This is a genomic window from Ralstonia sp. 110700041-2 (assembly GCF_056280165.1).
In genome coordinates this window covers 34,091-49,072 of record NZ_JBSFAI010000013.1, presented here as the reverse complement: position 1 = coordinate 49,072, position 14,982 = coordinate 34,091, and the positions used below count along the sequence as shown (strand labels likewise).

Sequence of the window (14,982 nt, the reverse complement as noted above, 5' to 3'; positions counted from 1 at the left end):
TGTCCCGTCTATCGGCCGCGCCGCTTGGCGCGGTTTTTTTTTTTTGCGCCTCGCCATCGTGCCGCAGAGCGATGTGGTCAGGCCACGCCAGCGCACTTGGCGTGACCTTGCCAGCGGCCGACGCCAAATAGAAACCATCGCCGCAAACAAGAACGCCCGCTTCGCGCGGGCGTTATTTTGCTCAGTGGTGCTTGGTCAGTGCGTTACACCGTCGGCCAGCAGGCGTTGCAGCACGTTGCTGGAGATCAGGCGATGGCCACCTGTGGTGGGGTGGACGCCGTCGGCGAACAGATACGCCGTGTCTGCACCTGCAGTCACCAACGTGTTGGCGGAGCAGAACAGCGAGCTGCCGCCAGCACCCGGGACGAGTGCGTTGATCTTGGTCGCATCGCAAGCCGGCACGCTGGTATTGCTGAAACCGAACATCGCACCGTTCTGAATCACGGCCGTCAATTGCGAATTGAAGTCGATCACGCGAGCACCGGTACCGGCAAGCCCGGCCTGCAGCGTGGTGTTGAACGTGCCCACCAGCGCATGCAGCAGCGCCTGACCTGCCGCACCGCCCGCCACGCCTTGCGGCGTCAGGCTGCTGTCGGGCAGGTTGAACACGTAAAGCTGCGTTGCGTTCTTGCTGACCATGTCCTTGACGTAACCGACCAGATCAGTCGCCGCCTGCTGAACTTGAGCGGTGGCGATGGCGGGCGTCACACCCGAATTGGGGGTCGCCACGGCGGCTGCCCAATAGAAGATGTCGTTGTTGCCGCCAAAGACGAACACCACGTCGTTGTTGCCGTTGAACGTGTTGTTGCTGGCCGCGTAGAAGTTGGCGAGTTGCTGCTTGACCGGATACGTGAGCGCCCCGGCGCCACCGTTGTGGCCGATACCGTTCGGGTCGGTCACGCGCGAACCGCCTTGCGCGTAGTCGAAGCAACCAGGTTTCGGGCAGTTCTGCACCGAGTTGGCATAACCCATCACGGCCGGCGTAAGAGCCACACCGAGTTGCGCCGCCACCGTTTCCGCCCAGACCGGGCCAGGGTTGGTAGTGAACTTGCCGCCGCCCACGGCAGCCGCTGCCGGCGTGTAGGTGCCGGCATCGCTCAGGCTGTCGCCGAACACCACCATGCGCTGCACTTTGGCGACGTTGGGATTGCCGCTCTGATCGCTTTCGCCGCCGCAAGCGGCCAGGCTCAAGGCCAGGGTCGCCGATGCGACGACGCCCATCCATTGACGGAACTTCATGATGTCTGTCTCCCGTGTGGAATTTTTATGGTCTGTGGTGCCGCGGTGCGTAACCTCGCCGTGCGTGTTTGAAGCACGCGGAACGACACAACGCCCAAGTGTAGCGAGGTTGCCGGGCACACGGCGAACGCGCGGCCCGTAAGAATTAGAGGTCCGTCTCGAACGCGGCGGCCGCGCGACGCAGACGGTCGTTGACAGCCGCCCAGGCGGGCGTATCGGCTAGGGTTTCCACCCAGATGGCGTCGTAACCGCCGCGATCGAGCTCACGCAATAGCGCGTAGAGCGCGTTGGCATAAGCGGCGGGCGTGGCGGGGGCGACGCGCTGGTCGCAGCCATCACGCAGTGCCACGGGGGCACCGAGCCACACGATGCGTTTGTCCGCAGGCAGTGCAGCCAGGCGTGCAGACACATCGGCGGCCGACAGCAGATACAACGGCGTGCGCGGCGCGTAATGCGCCTTTAACGTGCCCGAAGCGCGCGGCGCAGCGGCATCGGGAGCCGCCGGCAGTTCGCCGGTCACGCGCTCGATGTCCTCGGGCGTGATAGCGCCCGGGCGCAGCAGCACGGGGCCAATGCCCTGATCCAGCCGCGAGAGATCGATGATGGTCGATTCGATGCCCACGTCCACGCCGTCACCTTCGAGCACGAAGACGGCATCACCGAATTCGTCCCGCACGTGCTGCGCGGTGGTCGGACTGACCTGGCCGAACTTGTTGGCCGACGGCGCCGCAATGCCGCCGCGTCCGCGCTTGAAGCGCGAGAGCAACGCCTGCGCCACAGGGTGCGACGGGCAACGCAGCCCGATGCTGTCCTGCCCGCCTGCTACGGCGGCCGGAATGTGCGGCGCACGTTTCAGGATCAGCGTAAGCGGTCCCGGCCAGAAGGCTTCGATGAGTTGCAGTGCGATGCCGGGCACATCGTCGGCCCAATAGGAAATATCGGCGCCATCCACCACGTGCACGATGACGGGGTGATTGGAGGGCCGGCCCTTGGCCGCATAGATCTTGGCGATGGCCGACGGGCTTTCGGCATCGGCGCCGAGGCCGTACACGGTCTCGGTCGGAAAGGCGACCAGCTCGCCTGCCTCCAGCCTGCGCGCGGCCTCATCGAGGCGCTCAGCGGAAGGCATGGTGTAGGGCGATGTGGTCCGATGCGGCATGGGCGGCTCGTCTTTAGTCGGACTGCAGGCCGAGCACGTGCGCGGCGTGGCGGAACGCCTCGTCCACCACTTCTGGCGAGGTGCCGACGCAGTTCACGTGGCCCATCTTGCGGCCCGGCCGCGCATCGGCCTTGCCATACAGGTGGACCTTCGCACCGCTGTGGCCCATCACTTCGTGCCACGCGGGCGTACGTTCCAGCCCGTACTCAAACCACACGTCGCCCAGCACATTCAGCATGCGCCCCGGCGAGTGCTGCCGCGTGCTGCCCAGCGGCAGGCGGGCCATGGCGCGCACCTGTTGCTCGAACTGGCTCGTCTCGCACACATCCATGGTGATGTGACCGGAGTTGTGCGGACGCGGCGCCATTTCATTGGCCACCAGCGAGCCGTCCTGCAGCACGAAGAACTCGATGCACAGCACGCCGACGTAGCCCATCTCTTCGGCGATCATCGCGGCAGCGGCGCGTGTGCGCGTGGCAATGTCATCTGACACGCTGCGCGACGGCATGATCGTTGAGAACAGGATGCCGTCACGGTGCACGTTCTCGGCCAGCGGCCAGGTGGCCGTGCTGCCATCGGCACCGCGCGCGGCCAGCACGGACACCTCGTAGGCCAGCGGCAGCATCTTCTCCAGCACGCACGGCACGTGCTGCATGGCGCCCCAGGCGGCGCGCAACTCCTCAATCGTCGAGACACGCGCCTGGCCCTTGCCGTCGTACCCCATGCGGGCAATTTTCAGGATGCCGGGCAGCAGGTCGGCGGGGAGTTGCTCGATATCGGCTTCATGCTCGATCACCCAGCTCGGTGCGGGGTGGATGCCCGTGCGTGCGGCGCACAGCGCGAAGAATTTTTTCTCGGCGATGCGGTTCTGCGCGATCGACACACAATTGGCACGCGGCGCCACGAACGCGCCGAGTTGCTCAAGCTTGTCCAGCGCTTGCGCCGGCACGTTCTCGAATTCGGTGGTCACCGCGAGGCACAGCGCAGCCATCTCGGCCAAAGCGGCTTCATCGGTATAGCCAGCGCACAGATGGCGCTCGGCGATGGTGCCGGCGGGGCTGTTCGGGTCCGGATCGAGCACGCAGACCTTGTAGCCCATCGCCTGTGCGGCGTGCGTGAACATGCGGCCGAGCTGGCCGCCGCCGAGCATGCCAAGCCACGCATCGGGCAGGATCGCGTTGGGAACGTTCAGCGCGCGGGATTCCGCGGTGTGGGCTTGCGCCAGGCGCGGGTTCAGGTCGTCGGCCATGAATCGGGTCGTAGGTTACTTAGGCGCCGTGCACAGGGAGCGTCATGCCGCGTGCGACTTCGGTCTGCTGGGCGCGGAAAGCTTCGAGCTTGTCGGCAAGGGCCGAGTCGGTGGTGGCGATGGTGGCAATGGCAGCCAGCGCTGCGTTGGCGGCACCGGCTTCACCAATGGCGAACGTCGACACCGGAATGCCCTTGGGCATCTGCACGATGGAAAGCAGCGAGTCTTCGCCGCGCAGGTACTTGGACGGCACCGGCACGCCGAACACCGGCACGATCGTCTTGGCGGCGATCATGCCCGGCAGATGCGCCGCCCCGCCCGCGCCGGCGATGATGGCGCGCAAACCACGGCTGCGTGCGGCTTCGGCGTACCGAAACATGTCGTCCGGCATGCGGTGCGCCGAGACAACCTGCGCCTCGAAGGGAATGCCGAACTGCGTGAGCATATCGACGGCGTGGCGCATCACTTCCCAGTCGGAGCTGGAGCCCATCACCACGCCAACGAGCGGAGCAGATTGCTGTGCGGTCATTGTCATCGCTCCGGTTTATCGCAGGGACTCGCCGGTCAGGCGGGTCAGCGCCTCGCGGTATTTGTCAGCGGTCTTTTCGATCACGTCGGCAGGCAGTTGCGGCGCCGGCGCGGTCTTCGGCCACGGCTTGCCATCGATGCGCACGGCTTCGAGCCAGTCGCGCACGAACTGCTTGTCGAACGACGGCGGGTTCGTACCGACCTGGTACGAATCGGCCGGCCAGAAGCGCGACGAGTCTGCGGTGAGCGCCTCGTCCATCAGCGTAAGCGTGCCGTTTTCGTCCAGGCCAAACTCGAACTTGGTGTCGGCAATGATGATGCCGCGCGTGGCGGCAAAGTCCGAGGCTTCCTTGTACAGGCGGATGCTCACGTCGCGGATCTGCGCGGCGAGGTCCGGGCCGATGCGGCGCTCGACTTCATCGAACGAGATGTTCTCGTCGTGCTCGCCCATCTCGGCCTTGGCGGCGGGGGTGAAGATCGGCTCGGGCAGCTTCTGCGCGTTCTGCAGGCCGGGGGCCAGATGCACACCGCACACGGCGCCGGTGGCCTGGTAATCCTTCCAGCCGCTGCCGGCCAGGTAACCGCGCACCACGGCTTCCACCAGGATCGGCTTCAGACGCTTGACCACAATGGCGCGGCCGCGCACCTGGTCGACTTCGTCCGGGGCCACCACGGTTTCCGGGGCGATGCCCGTCTCGTGCGTCGGCACGATGTGGCGCAGCTTGTTGAACCAGAAATCCGACATCTGCGCGAGCACACGGCCCTTGTCCGGAATCGGCTGGCCAAGAATCACGTCAAACGCCGAGAGGCGGTCGGTGGTGACCATCAGCAGCTTGTCGTCGCCGACAGCGTAGTTCTCGCGCACCTTGCCACGGCCGAGCAACGGCAGGCTGGTGATCGACGATTCGTAAAGGGCGGAGGATGCAGGGGTGGCGGACACGGCGGAACCCGGGAGGAGATAAGAAAACGTGGAAGGCCAGCATTATACGTGGCCCATGGGTGGCCCATAATATGGCCCATGCAATGCAAAACGGCTGGCGCAGTGCCAGCCGTTTGCTAAATGTGACGCAAAATGCTTATTGCACCACTTGCGCCAGATCGCCGCTTTGGTACTTCTGCGCCATCACTGACAGGCCGATCGGCTTGATCTTGCCCGCCTGACCTTCGCAGCCGAACTGGATATAGCGCGCCTTGCAGATTTGCTTGGCGGCTTCGCGCGCCGGCTTAAGCCATTCGCGGGCGTCGAACTTGTCCGGGTTTTCAGCCAGGAACTTGCGCACCGCGCCCGTCATGGCCAGCCGGATGTCGGTATCGATGTTGATCTTGCGCACGCCGTACTTGATGGCTTCCTGGATTTCCTCGACGGGCACGCCGTAGGTTTCCTTCATCTTGCCGCCGTACTGGTTGATGATGGCCAGCAGTTCTTGCGGCACGCTCGACGAGCCATGCATCACCAAGTGGGTGTTCGGGATGCGTGCATGGATTTCCTTCACGCGGCTGATCGCCAGAATGTCGCCGGTAGGCTTGCGCGTGAACTTGTAGGCGCCGTGGCTGGTGCCGATGGCGATGGCCAGGGCGTCCAGTTGGGTCGCCTTGACGAACTGGGCAGCCTCTTCCGGGTCGGTCAGCAGCGACGAGTGGTCAAGCTTGCCTTCCGCGCCGTGCCCATCTTCCTCGCCGGCCATGCCGGTTTCCAGCGAGCCCAGGCAGCCGAGTTCGCCTTCAACGGTCACACCAACCTTGTGCGCCATCTCGACCACGCGGCGGGTGACGTCGACGTTGTAGTCGAAATCAGCCGGCGTCTTACCATCTTCGCGCAACGAGCCGTCCATCATGACCGAGCCGAAGCCCAGGTCGATGGCGCCCTGGCAGATCGCGGGGCTTTGGCCGTGATCCTGGTGCATGACCAGCGGGATCTCCGGATAAGCCTCGACAGCAGCCTGGATCAGGTGCTTGATGAACGATTCGCCGGCGTATTTGCGGGCGCCTGCGCTGGCCTGCAGGATGACCGGTGCGCCGGCTTCCTTGGCAGCTTCCATCACAGCCTGGACTTGCTCCAGGTTGTTCACGTTGAATGCCGGCAGGCCGTAGCCGTTTTCAGCGGCGTGGTCCAGCAGTTGGCGCATCGAGACGAGTGGCATGGTTTTCTCCTATGGATCGATCTGTATTCGGTCTCAGGAACGCGTGGACGTCTGGTAGACGTAGCAAACGGCGTTCCGTCGTGGGCGTCAGTGCATGCCGACGCGAACAATCTTGAGCGTGTTGGTGCCGCCGGCCTGGCCCATTGGCTCGCCGACGGTCAGGACGATGAAGTCGCCACGCTGCACGACGCCGCGCGCGACCAGCAGTTCTTCGGCTTGGTGCAGGGCTTCGTCGCGGTCGGCGCTGTTGGCCAGCGGCAGCGACTGCACGTTGCGGTACAGGGCCATCTTGCGCTGCGACGCCACGTTGGGCGTCATCGCATAAATGGGGATGTTGATGCCGTGGCGGCTCATCCACAGCGCCGTAGCGCCGGAATCGGTGAGCGCGGCAATCGCCTTGACCTGCAGGTGGTGCGCCGTGAACAGCGCGCCCATGGCAATCGACTGATCGATGCGGCTGAAGGTCTGGTCGAGGAAATCTGCATCGAGATGCACGGTTTGCGACTTCTCGGCTTCGACGCAGATGGCAGCCATGGCTTCGATGGTCTCGACGGGGTAGCGGCCGGCGGCGGTTTCCGCCGACAGCATCACGGCATCGGTACCGTCGAGCACGGCGTTGGCGACGTCCGACACCTCGGCGCGCGTCGGCACCGGATTGACGATCATCGATTCCATCATCTGCGTGGCGGTGATGGCCAGCTTGTTGTTTTCGCGGGCCAGCTTGATCATGCGCTTCTGCAGCGCCGGCACGGCTGCGTTGCCGACTTCCACCGCCAGGTCGCCACGCGCGACCATGATGCCGTCGGACGCAGCCAGGATCTCTTCGAGCACGCCCGGGCGGATGGCCTCGGCGCGCTCGATCTTGGCGATCATGCGGGTCTTGTGGCTGTGCGGTGCGCCGGCCACGGCGGCCAACTGGCGCGCCATTTCCATGTCGGTCGCGTTCTTGGGGAAGCTGACCGCGACGTAATCGGCGCCCAGCGCCATCGCGGTCTTGATGTCTTCCATGTCCTTGGCGGTCAGCGCCGGCGCCGACAAGCCGCCGCCCTGGCGGTTGATGCCCTTGTTGTTGGACAGATCGCCGCCGATCTTGACGATGGTCTCGATCTCTTCACCCACCACGCGCTCGACTTGCAACACGATCAGCCCATCGTTGAGCAGCAGCAGATCGCCCGGGCCAACGTCGCGCGGCAGTTCCTTGTAGTCGAGGCCGACGCGCTCCTGGTTGCCCAGCTCGCAGCGGGCGTCGAGCGTGAAGCGATCGCCCGGCTCAAGCGTGATCTTGCCGTTCTCGAACTTGCCAACGCGGATCTTCGGACCCTGCAGGTCGGCCATGATGGCCACCTCGCGGCCCACCGAGCGCGCCACTTCGCGCACGAGCTTTGCACGATCGATGTGATCCTGCGCCGCGCCGTGCGAGAAGTTCAGCCGCACCACGTCGACCCCCGCGGCGATCATGCGGGTCAGGACTTCCTGCGTGCTGGACGCGGGGCCGAGCGTTGCGACGATCTTGGTAGCGCGGGTCATGGGCGGCGGTGTCTCGTTGTTGTGGTGGGGGTATTCGCGGCGCTTACGCTCAGGCAGCGCGTTGCTCCAGGATTTCGACAGCCGGCAGCGTCTTGCCTTCCAGGAATTCGAGGAACGCACCGCCGCCGGTGGAGATATAGCCCACCTTGTCGGCGATGTTGTACTTGGCGATGGCAGCCAGCGTGTCGCCGCCGCCCGCAATCGAGAAACCCGACGAGGCAGCAATCGCCTCGGCCAGCACCTTGGTGCCATTGCCGAACTGGTCGAATTCGAACACGCCGACCGGGCCGTTCCAGACGATGGTGCCGGCGGTCTTCAGTTGTTCGGCCAGTTGCGCAGCCGTCTTCGGGCCGATGTCGAGGATCATGTCGTCGTCGGCCACATCGGCCACGTCCTTGACGGTGGCGGCCGCGGTGGCGCTGAATTCCTTGGCGCACACCACGTCGACGGGGATGGGCACCGACGCGCCGCGTGCCGCCAGCATCTCGATGATGGCCTTGGCATCGCCCACGAGGTCGGCTTCCGCCAGCGATTTGCCGATCTTCAGACCGGCAGCCAGCATGAAGGTGTTGGCAATTCCGCCGCCGACGATCAGGTTGTCCACCTTGTCGGCCAGCGATTTCAGGATGGTCAGCTTGGTCGAAACCTTCGAGCCGGCCACGATGGCCACCAGCGGACGTGCCGGCTGGCCCAGCGCCTTGCCCAGCGCATCCAGCTCGGCGGCCAGCAGCGGGCCGGCGCAGGCGATGGGTGCGAACTTGGCGATGCCGTGTGTGGTGGCTTCCGCGCGGTGGGCGGTGCCGAAGGCGTCGTTGACGTAGACGTCGCACAGCTTGGCCATTTTCTGGGCCAACTCGTCGCTGTTCTTCTTCTCGCCCTTGTTCACGCGGCAGTTTTCCAGCAGGACGACCTGGCCGGGTGCGACCTCCACGCCGTCAACCCAGTTCTGGACGAGTTTGACGTCACGGCCAAGCAGTTCGGACAGACGCTTGGCAACCGGCGCCAGCGAATCTTCCGGCTTGAATTCGCCCTCGGTTGGACGGCCCAGGTGTGAGGTCACCATGACGGCGGCACCGGCGTCCAGCGCGGCTTTGACGGCCGGCACGGAAGCGCGGATGCGCGTGTCTTCGGTGATGTTGCCAGCATCGTCTTGCGGCACGTTGAGGTCGGCGCGGATGAACACGCGCTTACCGGCAAGCTTTCCTTCGGAGATGAGATCGGACAGACGCAGGACGTGAGGCATGGCAGCTTCGGAAGAAATCGCGGAAAACAGCGATTTTACCCGATGCGCCTGGTCAAAACGTGCGTTTCTCGGCGGAGTCCTCCGGCCTCGGCCGTCTTGCCGAGGCCGATTGGCGGGGACTACGCCGGCAGCGGCGTGCGGCGGCGCAGTTGCATCCAGCTTTCGGCTGAATACACCGCAAGACCCGCCCAGATCAGCACATAGCCCGCCACCTTGGGCCCCGCAAACGGCTCGTTGTAGAGCCATACGCCCAGCAGCAGTTGCAGCGTTGGGCTCACGTATTGCAGCAAACCCAGCAGCGACAGCGGAATCCGCCGCGCGCCGGCGCCAAACAGCAGCAGCGGCAGCGCCGTCAGCGGGCCGGCCAGCGCCAGCAGCCACTGCGTGCCCGGCGACGCGGCCAGGAAGGCGTTCTGATGCTGCGAAGCCAGCCAGCCGAGATAGGCCAGCGCCAGCGGGAACAGCAGCAACGTCTCCAGCGTCAGCCCTTCCAGCGCGCCCAGCGGCGAGGTCTTGCGCAGCAGGCCGTAGAACCCGAACGAGAACGCCAGCGCCAGGGCAATCCACGGCAGCGTGCCGGCCTGCCAGGTCAGCCACGACACGCCGGCTGCCGCCAGCGCCACCGACACCCACTGCACCGGCCGCAGCCGCTCGCCCAGCACCAGCGCGGCGAGCATCACCACCACCAGCGGGTTGATGAAATAGCCCAGGCTGGCTTCGAGCACATGGTCGTGGTTGACGGCCCAGATGTAGGTCAGCCAGTTCGCAGCCAACAGACTGGTGCTGACCGCGTAGCGCCCCACCACACGCGGTTGCGTGCGCAGCGCCCACAACCACGCCCCGTGCCGCTTCGCGAGCAGGATCACCACCATCACCGCCAATGACCAGATCACCCGGTGCGAGAGAATCTCGACCGGCGACACCGCCTTGAGCAGCTTGAAGTACAGCGGAAACAAGCCCCACATCGTGTAGGCCAGAAACGCGAAGATCACGCCGTTGCGATTGGAAGCCGACATGTTCATCCCCAGAGACGCAGCACGGTAAAAACGCCCATGCCGACGAAGATCATGCCGAGCATGCGCCGCGTGGCAACGTAGAACGCGGTGGCAGCAATTCCGGCCATCAGGCGCGGGTTGGTCCAGCTCGCGTCGAAGTGCCCGTGATTCCAGAGCAGGTCGGGCAGGACGATGGCGACGAGCGCGGCAGCCGGCGCAAAGCGCAGCGCGTGCTGCACGCGGGTGGGCAGGGTCATGCGGTTGCCCACGATCAGGAACAACGAGCGTGTGACGATTGTCACGACCGTCATGCCGGCAATGACCAGCCAGATTTCGAGCGCGCTCATGCATCGTCCTCGTCAATTGCGACGTGCGCGGCCCGTCGGCGCTGCCACTGCAGACGCGCGGCGACTTCGTCCGCGGCCAAGCCGGCGGCCATCGCACCCGTGACGGCAATCACGAGGCTCAATCGATACGGCAGCTTGAAGGCAACCAGCGCCAGCACCGCCGCCACAGCCACCGCCATGAGCGTGGCACGGCTACGAATGGTCGACACCATGACAGGAATCAGCGCAAGCGTCCCGGCCAGCGCCAAGCCCCACGCATCGGGAAACAGGCTCGCTGCGACGATGCCCAGGATGGACGACACCTGCCAGCCAACGAAGCTCAGCAGGACCATGCCCCAGTAATAGCCCTCTTTGCCCGCCTGCGGCGCGGCCGAGGGGTACTGCTGGGTGAACAGCACGAACGGCAGATCGCCGTTGAACACGCCCAGGACCACGCGCCGCATGAACGGCAAATGCCCGAAATGCTGCATCAGCCCGGCGCTGAAGATGATGAAGCGAACGTTGACGATGAACGCCGTCAGCAGCGCCGTCCAGATCGGCAAGCCCGCTGCCAGCAGCGGTAGCACCGCCAGCTGCGACGACCCCGCATACACGAAGATCGTCATGCCGATGGCCTGCGGGATGGTCAGTACCGATTTGCTCATCGCCACGCCAGTCACCAGCCCCCAGGCCAGCACCGGCGGCATCGACGGCATATAGGCGCGTACGCCGGCAAAGAAGCCCGCACGTTCAGCCGGATCGATGGCCTCCCAGCGGCGCTGCAACGCTGCCGCCCAGCGGACTAGCGCCATGGCGCCCCCAAAAGTGGCGAAAAAGACTTTTTTTGATGAGCCGGGCAGGGGCAGCCGGCAGCGCGGGCGCGCAGGAACGTCGGGGGCGACATGGGTGGCTCGTAGGAAACACACGATTATACTTTTGATGTTAAGCATCCGCTTAACGACAAAGCGCGTGCGCCACGTCTAATGAGGGATTCATGCCGGGCACCACGCACTGCAACAATCGGCGTTGGCGCGCCTGCGCCCACCCCTTACAATTTCGCTTTTGTCGGTTTTTGAACCTGCGGCCCATATCAGGGCGTGGCTGACCTGCTCAGACCGCGCCGGCACTCCTCACTCACCATGACCACGCAAACCGCACCCACGATCGAAATCGGCGCAGACGACCTGCCGCTGCATTGCCCGACCGCCAAAACGCCGGCCTGGAACTACCACCCCCGCGTGTTCCTTGACATCGCCGACACCGGCGAAGCCAAGTGCCCGTACTGCGGCACCGTCTACAAGCTGGCCCCCGGCGTTGAACTGAAGGGCCACCATTGAGCCCGATTCACCTGCAGTACACCGGACGCCGCGCCCGCCAGGCGATTCGATGATGCGCAAGATCCTCGTCGTCGCCCCCAACTGGATCGGTGATGCGCTGATGGCGCAGCCGCTGTTTGCGCAGCTCAAGGCGCGGCACCCGCGCGCGCAGATCCACGCGATCGCCCCGAAATGGGTGGCGCCCGTGCTCGCGCGCATGCCGGAAATCGCGCGCGTACTGCCCACCGAACTTGCCCACGGCAAGCTGCAGCTCGGCAGCCGCACGATGTTCGCGCAGCAGCTCAAGGGCGAAACCTTCGACGCAGCCTATGTGCTGCCGAACTCGTTCAAGAGCGCGCTGATCCCGTGGCTGGCCGGCATTCCGCTGCGTATCGGCTACAAGGGCGAGTCGCGGCTGGGCGTGCTGAACGTGCGCTACCCGAATCCGCCCAAGAATGCGCGTCCGCCGATGGTGCAGCACTACGCGGCGCTGGCTTTCAAGCCCCATGCCAAGCTGCCCGACACGCTGCCCGACCCGAAGCTGGACGTTGATGTGCAGCGCGTGGCAGCCACGTCCGCCAAGTTCGGCATTCCTGGCAACGCGCGGCTGATTGCCTTCTGCCCCGGCGCAGAATACGGCCCAGCAAAGCGCTGGCCGGCCGAGCACTTCGCAGAGCTGGCGCAGATGCTGCGCCGCTCGTTCCCGTACGCGCAGATCGTCGCGCTCGGTTCGGGCAAGGACCGCGAGATGGCCAACGCCATCGTCGAGCGCGCGCCGTTCGTGCGCAACCTGTGCGGCGAGACCTCGCTGGATGAAGCGATCGAACTGCTCGCCCGCGCCGAAGCCGCCATCTGCAACGACTCCGGCCTGATGCACGTGACGGCTGCCCTGGGGCGCCCGCAGGTGGCCGTGTTCGGCTCCAGCGACCCCCGCCACACGCCTCCGCTGTCGCCTGCTGCGAGTATCATGTGGCTCCATCTGGAGTGCAGTCCGTGCTTTGCACGCGAATGCCCGCTGGGCCACTTGCGCTGCCTGCGCGACATCGGCCCCGAGATGGTGTTTCATGAATTGCGCCGGCTGCTGCAGCCGCAGTAGTACGCTGTCCCTAACGTTCACCGCCATGCCACGATTTGCCCGCCTGTTCGAAGCCGCCGAGGACATCCTCGAAGCCTATCGCGATGCGCTCAAGCGCCGCGATGCCGATGGCGCGCTCAAGCTGTGGCTCGACGAGGATTCGGTGAGCTTCATCCTGCCCGACGGCCAGCGCCTGCACGGCCACGAGCAGCTGCGCGGCTGCCTCGATGCGCTGGTCGAGAAGAATCCGGTCTGGATCGAATGCCTCTCGCAACAGGTGCATTCGTCGCTGGGTGTGTCGATTTTCGAAGCCACGGAAGCGCTGCGCTTTTCGGCCACCGCCACCGAGGCCGATCTGTACGTGCATACGACCTACGTGCTGATGCAGAACCACGAAGGCTGGCGCATCGCCCACGTCCATTCCAGCCAGGCCGCTGAAGAACGCGTGGCCGCCTCCATCGCCAGCGTTACGCACTCTCTGCACTAAGCTGCCGCGCTGGGCGTGGCAGCCGTCTCGATCGATGACCCACCCGTCTCGCCACGCCACTCCCTTTGAACTGAATCTGGGCGCCCTGCTCGCAGGGCCGTTCGAGCCGCACGCGTTCCGTTCGCCGTGGTGGCTGATCGGCGGCAATGCACAGACGATCGTGCCCGCGCGCCTATGGCGCTTTCCGCGCATTGCGTATCGGCGCGAACGCTGGGACACGCCCGACCACGACTTCATCGACCTCGACTGGACCACGCACGAGACCGACGCGCACGCACCGCTCGTCGTCATGTTTCATGGCTTGGAGGGCGATTCGCGCAGCCATTACGCGCGGCTGCTGATGGACGCGCTGCGCGCGCGCCGCTGGCAAGGCGTCATTCCGCACTTTCGCGGGTGTTCGGGCGAGATGAACCTCGCGCCGCGCATGTACCACTGCGGCGATGGCGCCGAGATCGCGTGGATCCTCGAACGCCTTTACCGGACGGTTTGCCAGCCGCAGAGCCGCAAGCTGCTGGTTGTCGGCATCTCGCTGGGCGGCAACGCGCTGCTGCGCTACCTGGGCGAGCACGGCACCGATGCCCGCTACGTGAGCGCCGCGGCGACGGTCTCCGCGCCACTGGACATGCGGGCCGGCGGCGCAGCGTTGTCCAAGGGCTTCAACATGGTCTACACGCGCATGTTCCTGCGCACGCTCAAAGACAAGGCCAACGCCAAGCTCGACCAGCATCCCGGCCTGTACGACCGCGCCGCCATGATGGCCACGCGCACGCTGGGGCAATTCGACAACCTTGTCACCGCGCCGCTGCACGGTTTTCGTGACGTGCTCGACTACTGGACGCGCGCCTCGTCCAAACCCGTGCTTCGCGAGGTTCGCGTGCCGGTGCTGGTGCTGAACGCGCGCAACGATCCGTTCCTGCCCGGACAGCATCTGCCCGGCATGGCCGACGTGTCCCCCGACATCACGCTGGACCAACCGTTGCACGGCGGCCATGTCGGCTTCCTGCTGCGTCATGGCAAGACGGGCCGCGTCGATTGGATGCCCGCACGGGTCCTGCGCTTTTTCGATGATGTACTGGGCCACCAAGCCAACGCGGAGGACGCTCATGGATGACATCGTCCGCCAAGCCATGGCCAAGTGGCCGAACGTGCCGAATTGCTTTGGCTGGCTGGCGCTGGATCGCCGCGGCCAATGGCGCATGCGCAACGAATATGCGCAGGCCAACAAACTCTCCGGCGAGCCGATCCGCCACACCGCGCTCATCGATTTCATCGTGCGCAACTACGCGCATGACGATACGGGGCGCTGGTTCTTTCAAAACGGGCCGCAGCGGGTGTTTGTCGAACTCGATTACACGCCGTGGGTGGCGCGGTTGTCAGCCGACTGCGCGCCGGCGGCATTCACGACAACCACCGGCGCTGCGTTCTCGCCGAGCGGCTGCTTTGTCGACGAACACGGCAGCGTGCTGCTCTCGGGCCGCGTTGGCGGATGTGAGGCGGAAGAGACCATTGCCGTGCTGCACGATCATGACCTGGAGCCGTTCTCGTCGTTGGCCCAATGGCACGCAGACGCCTGCGGAGCCGCGCTGGGAACGCTGACGCTGGGCGATCAGGCGTTCGACATCGAGCCGATTGCGCGCGCAGAAGTCGCAAAGCGCTATGGCTTCGTGGCGCGGCCAGCGGAATAGCGCCGATCGGCC

Annotated in this window: 16 protein-coding genes; 5 read left to right on the top strand and 11 right to left on the bottom strand. The window is 65.4% G+C overall.

Annotation, left to right across the window (positions count from 1 at the left end):
* Positions 1–195: 195 nt before the first annotated feature.
* The 11 genes from ACUXH0_RS18810 to ACUXH0_RS18760 form a co-directional block, all read right to left on the bottom strand.
* The gene (locus ACUXH0_RS18810; RefSeq protein WP_004636107.1) at positions 196–1,239 is read right to left on the bottom strand and encodes an SGNH/GDSL hydrolase family protein; all 1,044 of its coding nucleotides are present in this window, start codon (positions 1,237–1,239) and stop codon (positions 196–198) included.
* Between the two features lie 145 nt (positions 1,240–1,384).
* Entirely contained in the window at positions 1,385–2,398 is a 1,014-nt protein-coding gene (locus ACUXH0_RS18805) for an L-threonylcarbamoyladenylate synthase (RefSeq protein ID WP_004636109.1), read from the bottom strand.
* A gap of 13 nt (positions 2,399–2,411) precedes the next feature.
* Positions 2,412–3,647, bottom strand: a complete 1,236-nt coding sequence (locus ACUXH0_RS18800) for a 5-(carboxyamino)imidazole ribonucleotide synthase (RefSeq protein ID WP_182594486.1) — start codon at positions 3,645–3,647, stop codon at positions 2,412–2,414.
* A 19-nt stretch (positions 3,648–3,666) separates the two neighbouring features.
* Complete coding sequence (purE, locus tag ACUXH0_RS18795; RefSeq protein ID WP_012434947.1) at positions 3,667–4,176, bottom strand: 5-(carboxyamino)imidazole ribonucleotide mutase; 510 nt, start codon at positions 4,174–4,176, stop codon at positions 3,667–3,669.
* 15 nt (positions 4,177–4,191) lie between these two features.
* A complete protein-coding gene (locus tag ACUXH0_RS18790; RefSeq protein WP_024973480.1) occupies positions 4,192–5,115 on the bottom strand; it encodes a phosphoribosylaminoimidazolesuccinocarboxamide synthase in 924 nt (307 codons plus the stop codon).
* Between the two features lie 136 nt (positions 5,116–5,251).
* Entirely contained in the window at positions 5,252–6,316 is a 1,065-nt protein-coding gene (fba, locus tag ACUXH0_RS18785) for a class II fructose-bisphosphate aldolase (RefSeq protein WP_004636117.1), read from the bottom strand.
* Positions 6,317–6,403: 87 nt separating this feature from the next.
* Positions 6,404–7,843, bottom strand: coding sequence for a pyruvate kinase (pyk, locus tag ACUXH0_RS18780; protein WP_012434946.1), 1,440 nt, complete (start codon positions 7,841–7,843; stop codon positions 6,404–6,406).
* 49 nt (positions 7,844–7,892) lie between these two features.
* Complete coding sequence (locus ACUXH0_RS18775) at positions 7,893–9,086, bottom strand: phosphoglycerate kinase (RefSeq protein WP_182594485.1); 1,194 nt, start codon at positions 9,084–9,086, stop codon at positions 7,893–7,895.
* Between the two features lie 119 nt (positions 9,087–9,205).
* Positions 9,206–10,102, bottom strand: coding sequence for an EamA family transporter RarD (rarD, locus tag ACUXH0_RS18770; RefSeq protein ID WP_004636125.1), 897 nt, complete (start codon positions 10,100–10,102; stop codon positions 9,206–9,208).
* A gap of 2 nt (positions 10,103–10,104) precedes the next feature.
* Positions 10,105–10,428 carry an AzlD domain-containing protein gene (locus ACUXH0_RS18765; protein WP_004636127.1) on the bottom strand — a complete coding sequence of 108 codons (324 nt, stop codon included), beginning with the start codon at positions 10,426–10,428 and terminating at the stop codon, positions 10,105–10,107.
* Positions 10,425–11,219, bottom strand: a complete 795-nt coding sequence (locus ACUXH0_RS18760) for an AzlC family ABC transporter permease (protein ID WP_004636129.1) — start codon at positions 11,217–11,219, stop codon at positions 10,425–10,427. Before ACUXH0_RS18760 ends, ACUXH0_RS18765 begins: the two co-directional genes overlap by 4 nt.
* Before the next feature lie 327 nt (positions 11,220–11,546).
* On the opposite strand from ACUXH0_RS18760, the gene ACUXH0_RS18755 reads away from it, so the two are divergent.
* From ACUXH0_RS18755 to ACUXH0_RS18735, 5 genes are read left to right on the top strand one after another with little or no spacing between them, the layout of a single operon-like run.
* Positions 11,547–11,744 carry a zinc-finger domain-containing protein gene (locus ACUXH0_RS18755; protein WP_004636130.1) on the top strand — a complete coding sequence of 66 codons (198 nt, stop codon included), beginning with the start codon at positions 11,547–11,549 and terminating at the stop codon, positions 11,742–11,744.
* A gap of 49 nt (positions 11,745–11,793) precedes the next feature.
* Positions 11,794–12,819, top strand: coding sequence for a lipopolysaccharide heptosyltransferase II (gene waaF, locus ACUXH0_RS18750; RefSeq protein WP_004636133.1), 1,026 nt, complete (start codon positions 11,794–11,796; stop codon positions 12,817–12,819).
* 25 nt (positions 12,820–12,844) lie between these two features.
* Positions 12,845–13,285, top strand: a complete 441-nt coding sequence (locus ACUXH0_RS18745; RefSeq protein WP_009239042.1) for a YybH family protein — start codon at positions 12,845–12,847, stop codon at positions 13,283–13,285.
* Between the two features lie 34 nt (positions 13,286–13,319).
* A complete protein-coding gene (locus ACUXH0_RS18740) occupies positions 13,320–14,396 on the top strand; it encodes a YheT family hydrolase (protein ID WP_012434943.1) in 1,077 nt (358 codons plus the stop codon).
* A complete protein-coding gene (locus ACUXH0_RS18735) occupies positions 14,389–14,970 on the top strand; it encodes a DUF2946 family protein (RefSeq protein WP_012434942.1) in 582 nt (193 codons plus the stop codon). The genes ACUXH0_RS18740 and ACUXH0_RS18735 overlap by 8 nt, the downstream gene beginning before the upstream one ends.
* Positions 14,971–14,982: the final 12 nt, after the last annotated feature.

Excerpts from the sequence above, each read along its gene's own strand:
- ACUXH0_RS18805 (WP_004636109.1), bottom strand. The coding sequence starts at position 2,398 with ATGCCGCATCGGACCACATCGCCCTACACCATGCCTTCCGCTGAGCGC.
- ACUXH0_RS18800 (WP_182594486.1), bottom strand. The coding sequence starts at position 3,647 with ATGGCCGACGACCTGAACCCGCGCCTGGCGCAAGCCCACACCGCGGAA.
- fba (WP_004636117.1), bottom strand. The coding sequence starts at position 6,316 with ATGCCACTCGTCTCGATGCGCCAACTGCTGGACCACGCCGCTGAAAAC.
- rarD (WP_004636125.1), bottom strand. The coding sequence starts at position 10,102 with ATGTCGGCTTCCAATCGCAACGGCGTGATCTTCGCGTTTCTGGCCTAC.
- pyk (WP_012434946.1), bottom strand. The coding sequence starts at position 7,843 with ATGACCCGCGCTACCAAGATCGTCGCAACGCTCGGCCCCGCGTCCAGC.
- ACUXH0_RS18745 (WP_009239042.1), top strand. The coding sequence starts at position 12,845 with ATGCCACGATTTGCCCGCCTGTTCGAAGCCGCCGAGGACATCCTCGAA.
- purE (WP_012434947.1), bottom strand. The coding sequence starts at position 4,176 with ATGACCGCACAGCAATCTGCTCCGCTCGTTGGCGTGGTGATGGGCTCC.
- ACUXH0_RS18755 (WP_004636130.1), top strand. The coding sequence starts at position 11,547 with ATGACCACGCAAACCGCACCCACGATCGAAATCGGCGCAGACGACCTG.
- ACUXH0_RS18760 (WP_004636129.1), bottom strand. The coding sequence starts at position 11,219 with ATGGCGCTAGTCCGCTGGGCGGCAGCGTTGCAGCGCCGCTGGGAGGCC.
- ACUXH0_RS18740 (WP_012434943.1), top strand. The coding sequence starts at position 13,320 with ATGACCCACCCGTCTCGCCACGCCACTCCCTTTGAACTGAATCTGGGC.
- ACUXH0_RS18775 (WP_182594485.1), bottom strand. The coding sequence starts at position 9,086 with ATGCCTCACGTCCTGCGTCTGTCCGATCTCATCTCCGAAGGAAAGCTT.
- ACUXH0_RS18810 (WP_004636107.1), bottom strand. The coding sequence starts at position 1,239 with ATGAAGTTCCGTCAATGGATGGGCGTCGTCGCATCGGCGACCCTGGCC.
- ACUXH0_RS18765 (WP_004636127.1), bottom strand. The coding sequence starts at position 10,428 with ATGAGCGCGCTCGAAATCTGGCTGGTCATTGCCGGCATGACGGTCGTG.
- ACUXH0_RS18735 (WP_012434942.1), top strand. The coding sequence starts at position 14,389 with ATGGATGACATCGTCCGCCAAGCCATGGCCAAGTGGCCGAACGTGCCG.
- waaF (WP_004636133.1), top strand. The coding sequence starts at position 11,794 with ATGATGCGCAAGATCCTCGTCGTCGCCCCCAACTGGATCGGTGATGCG.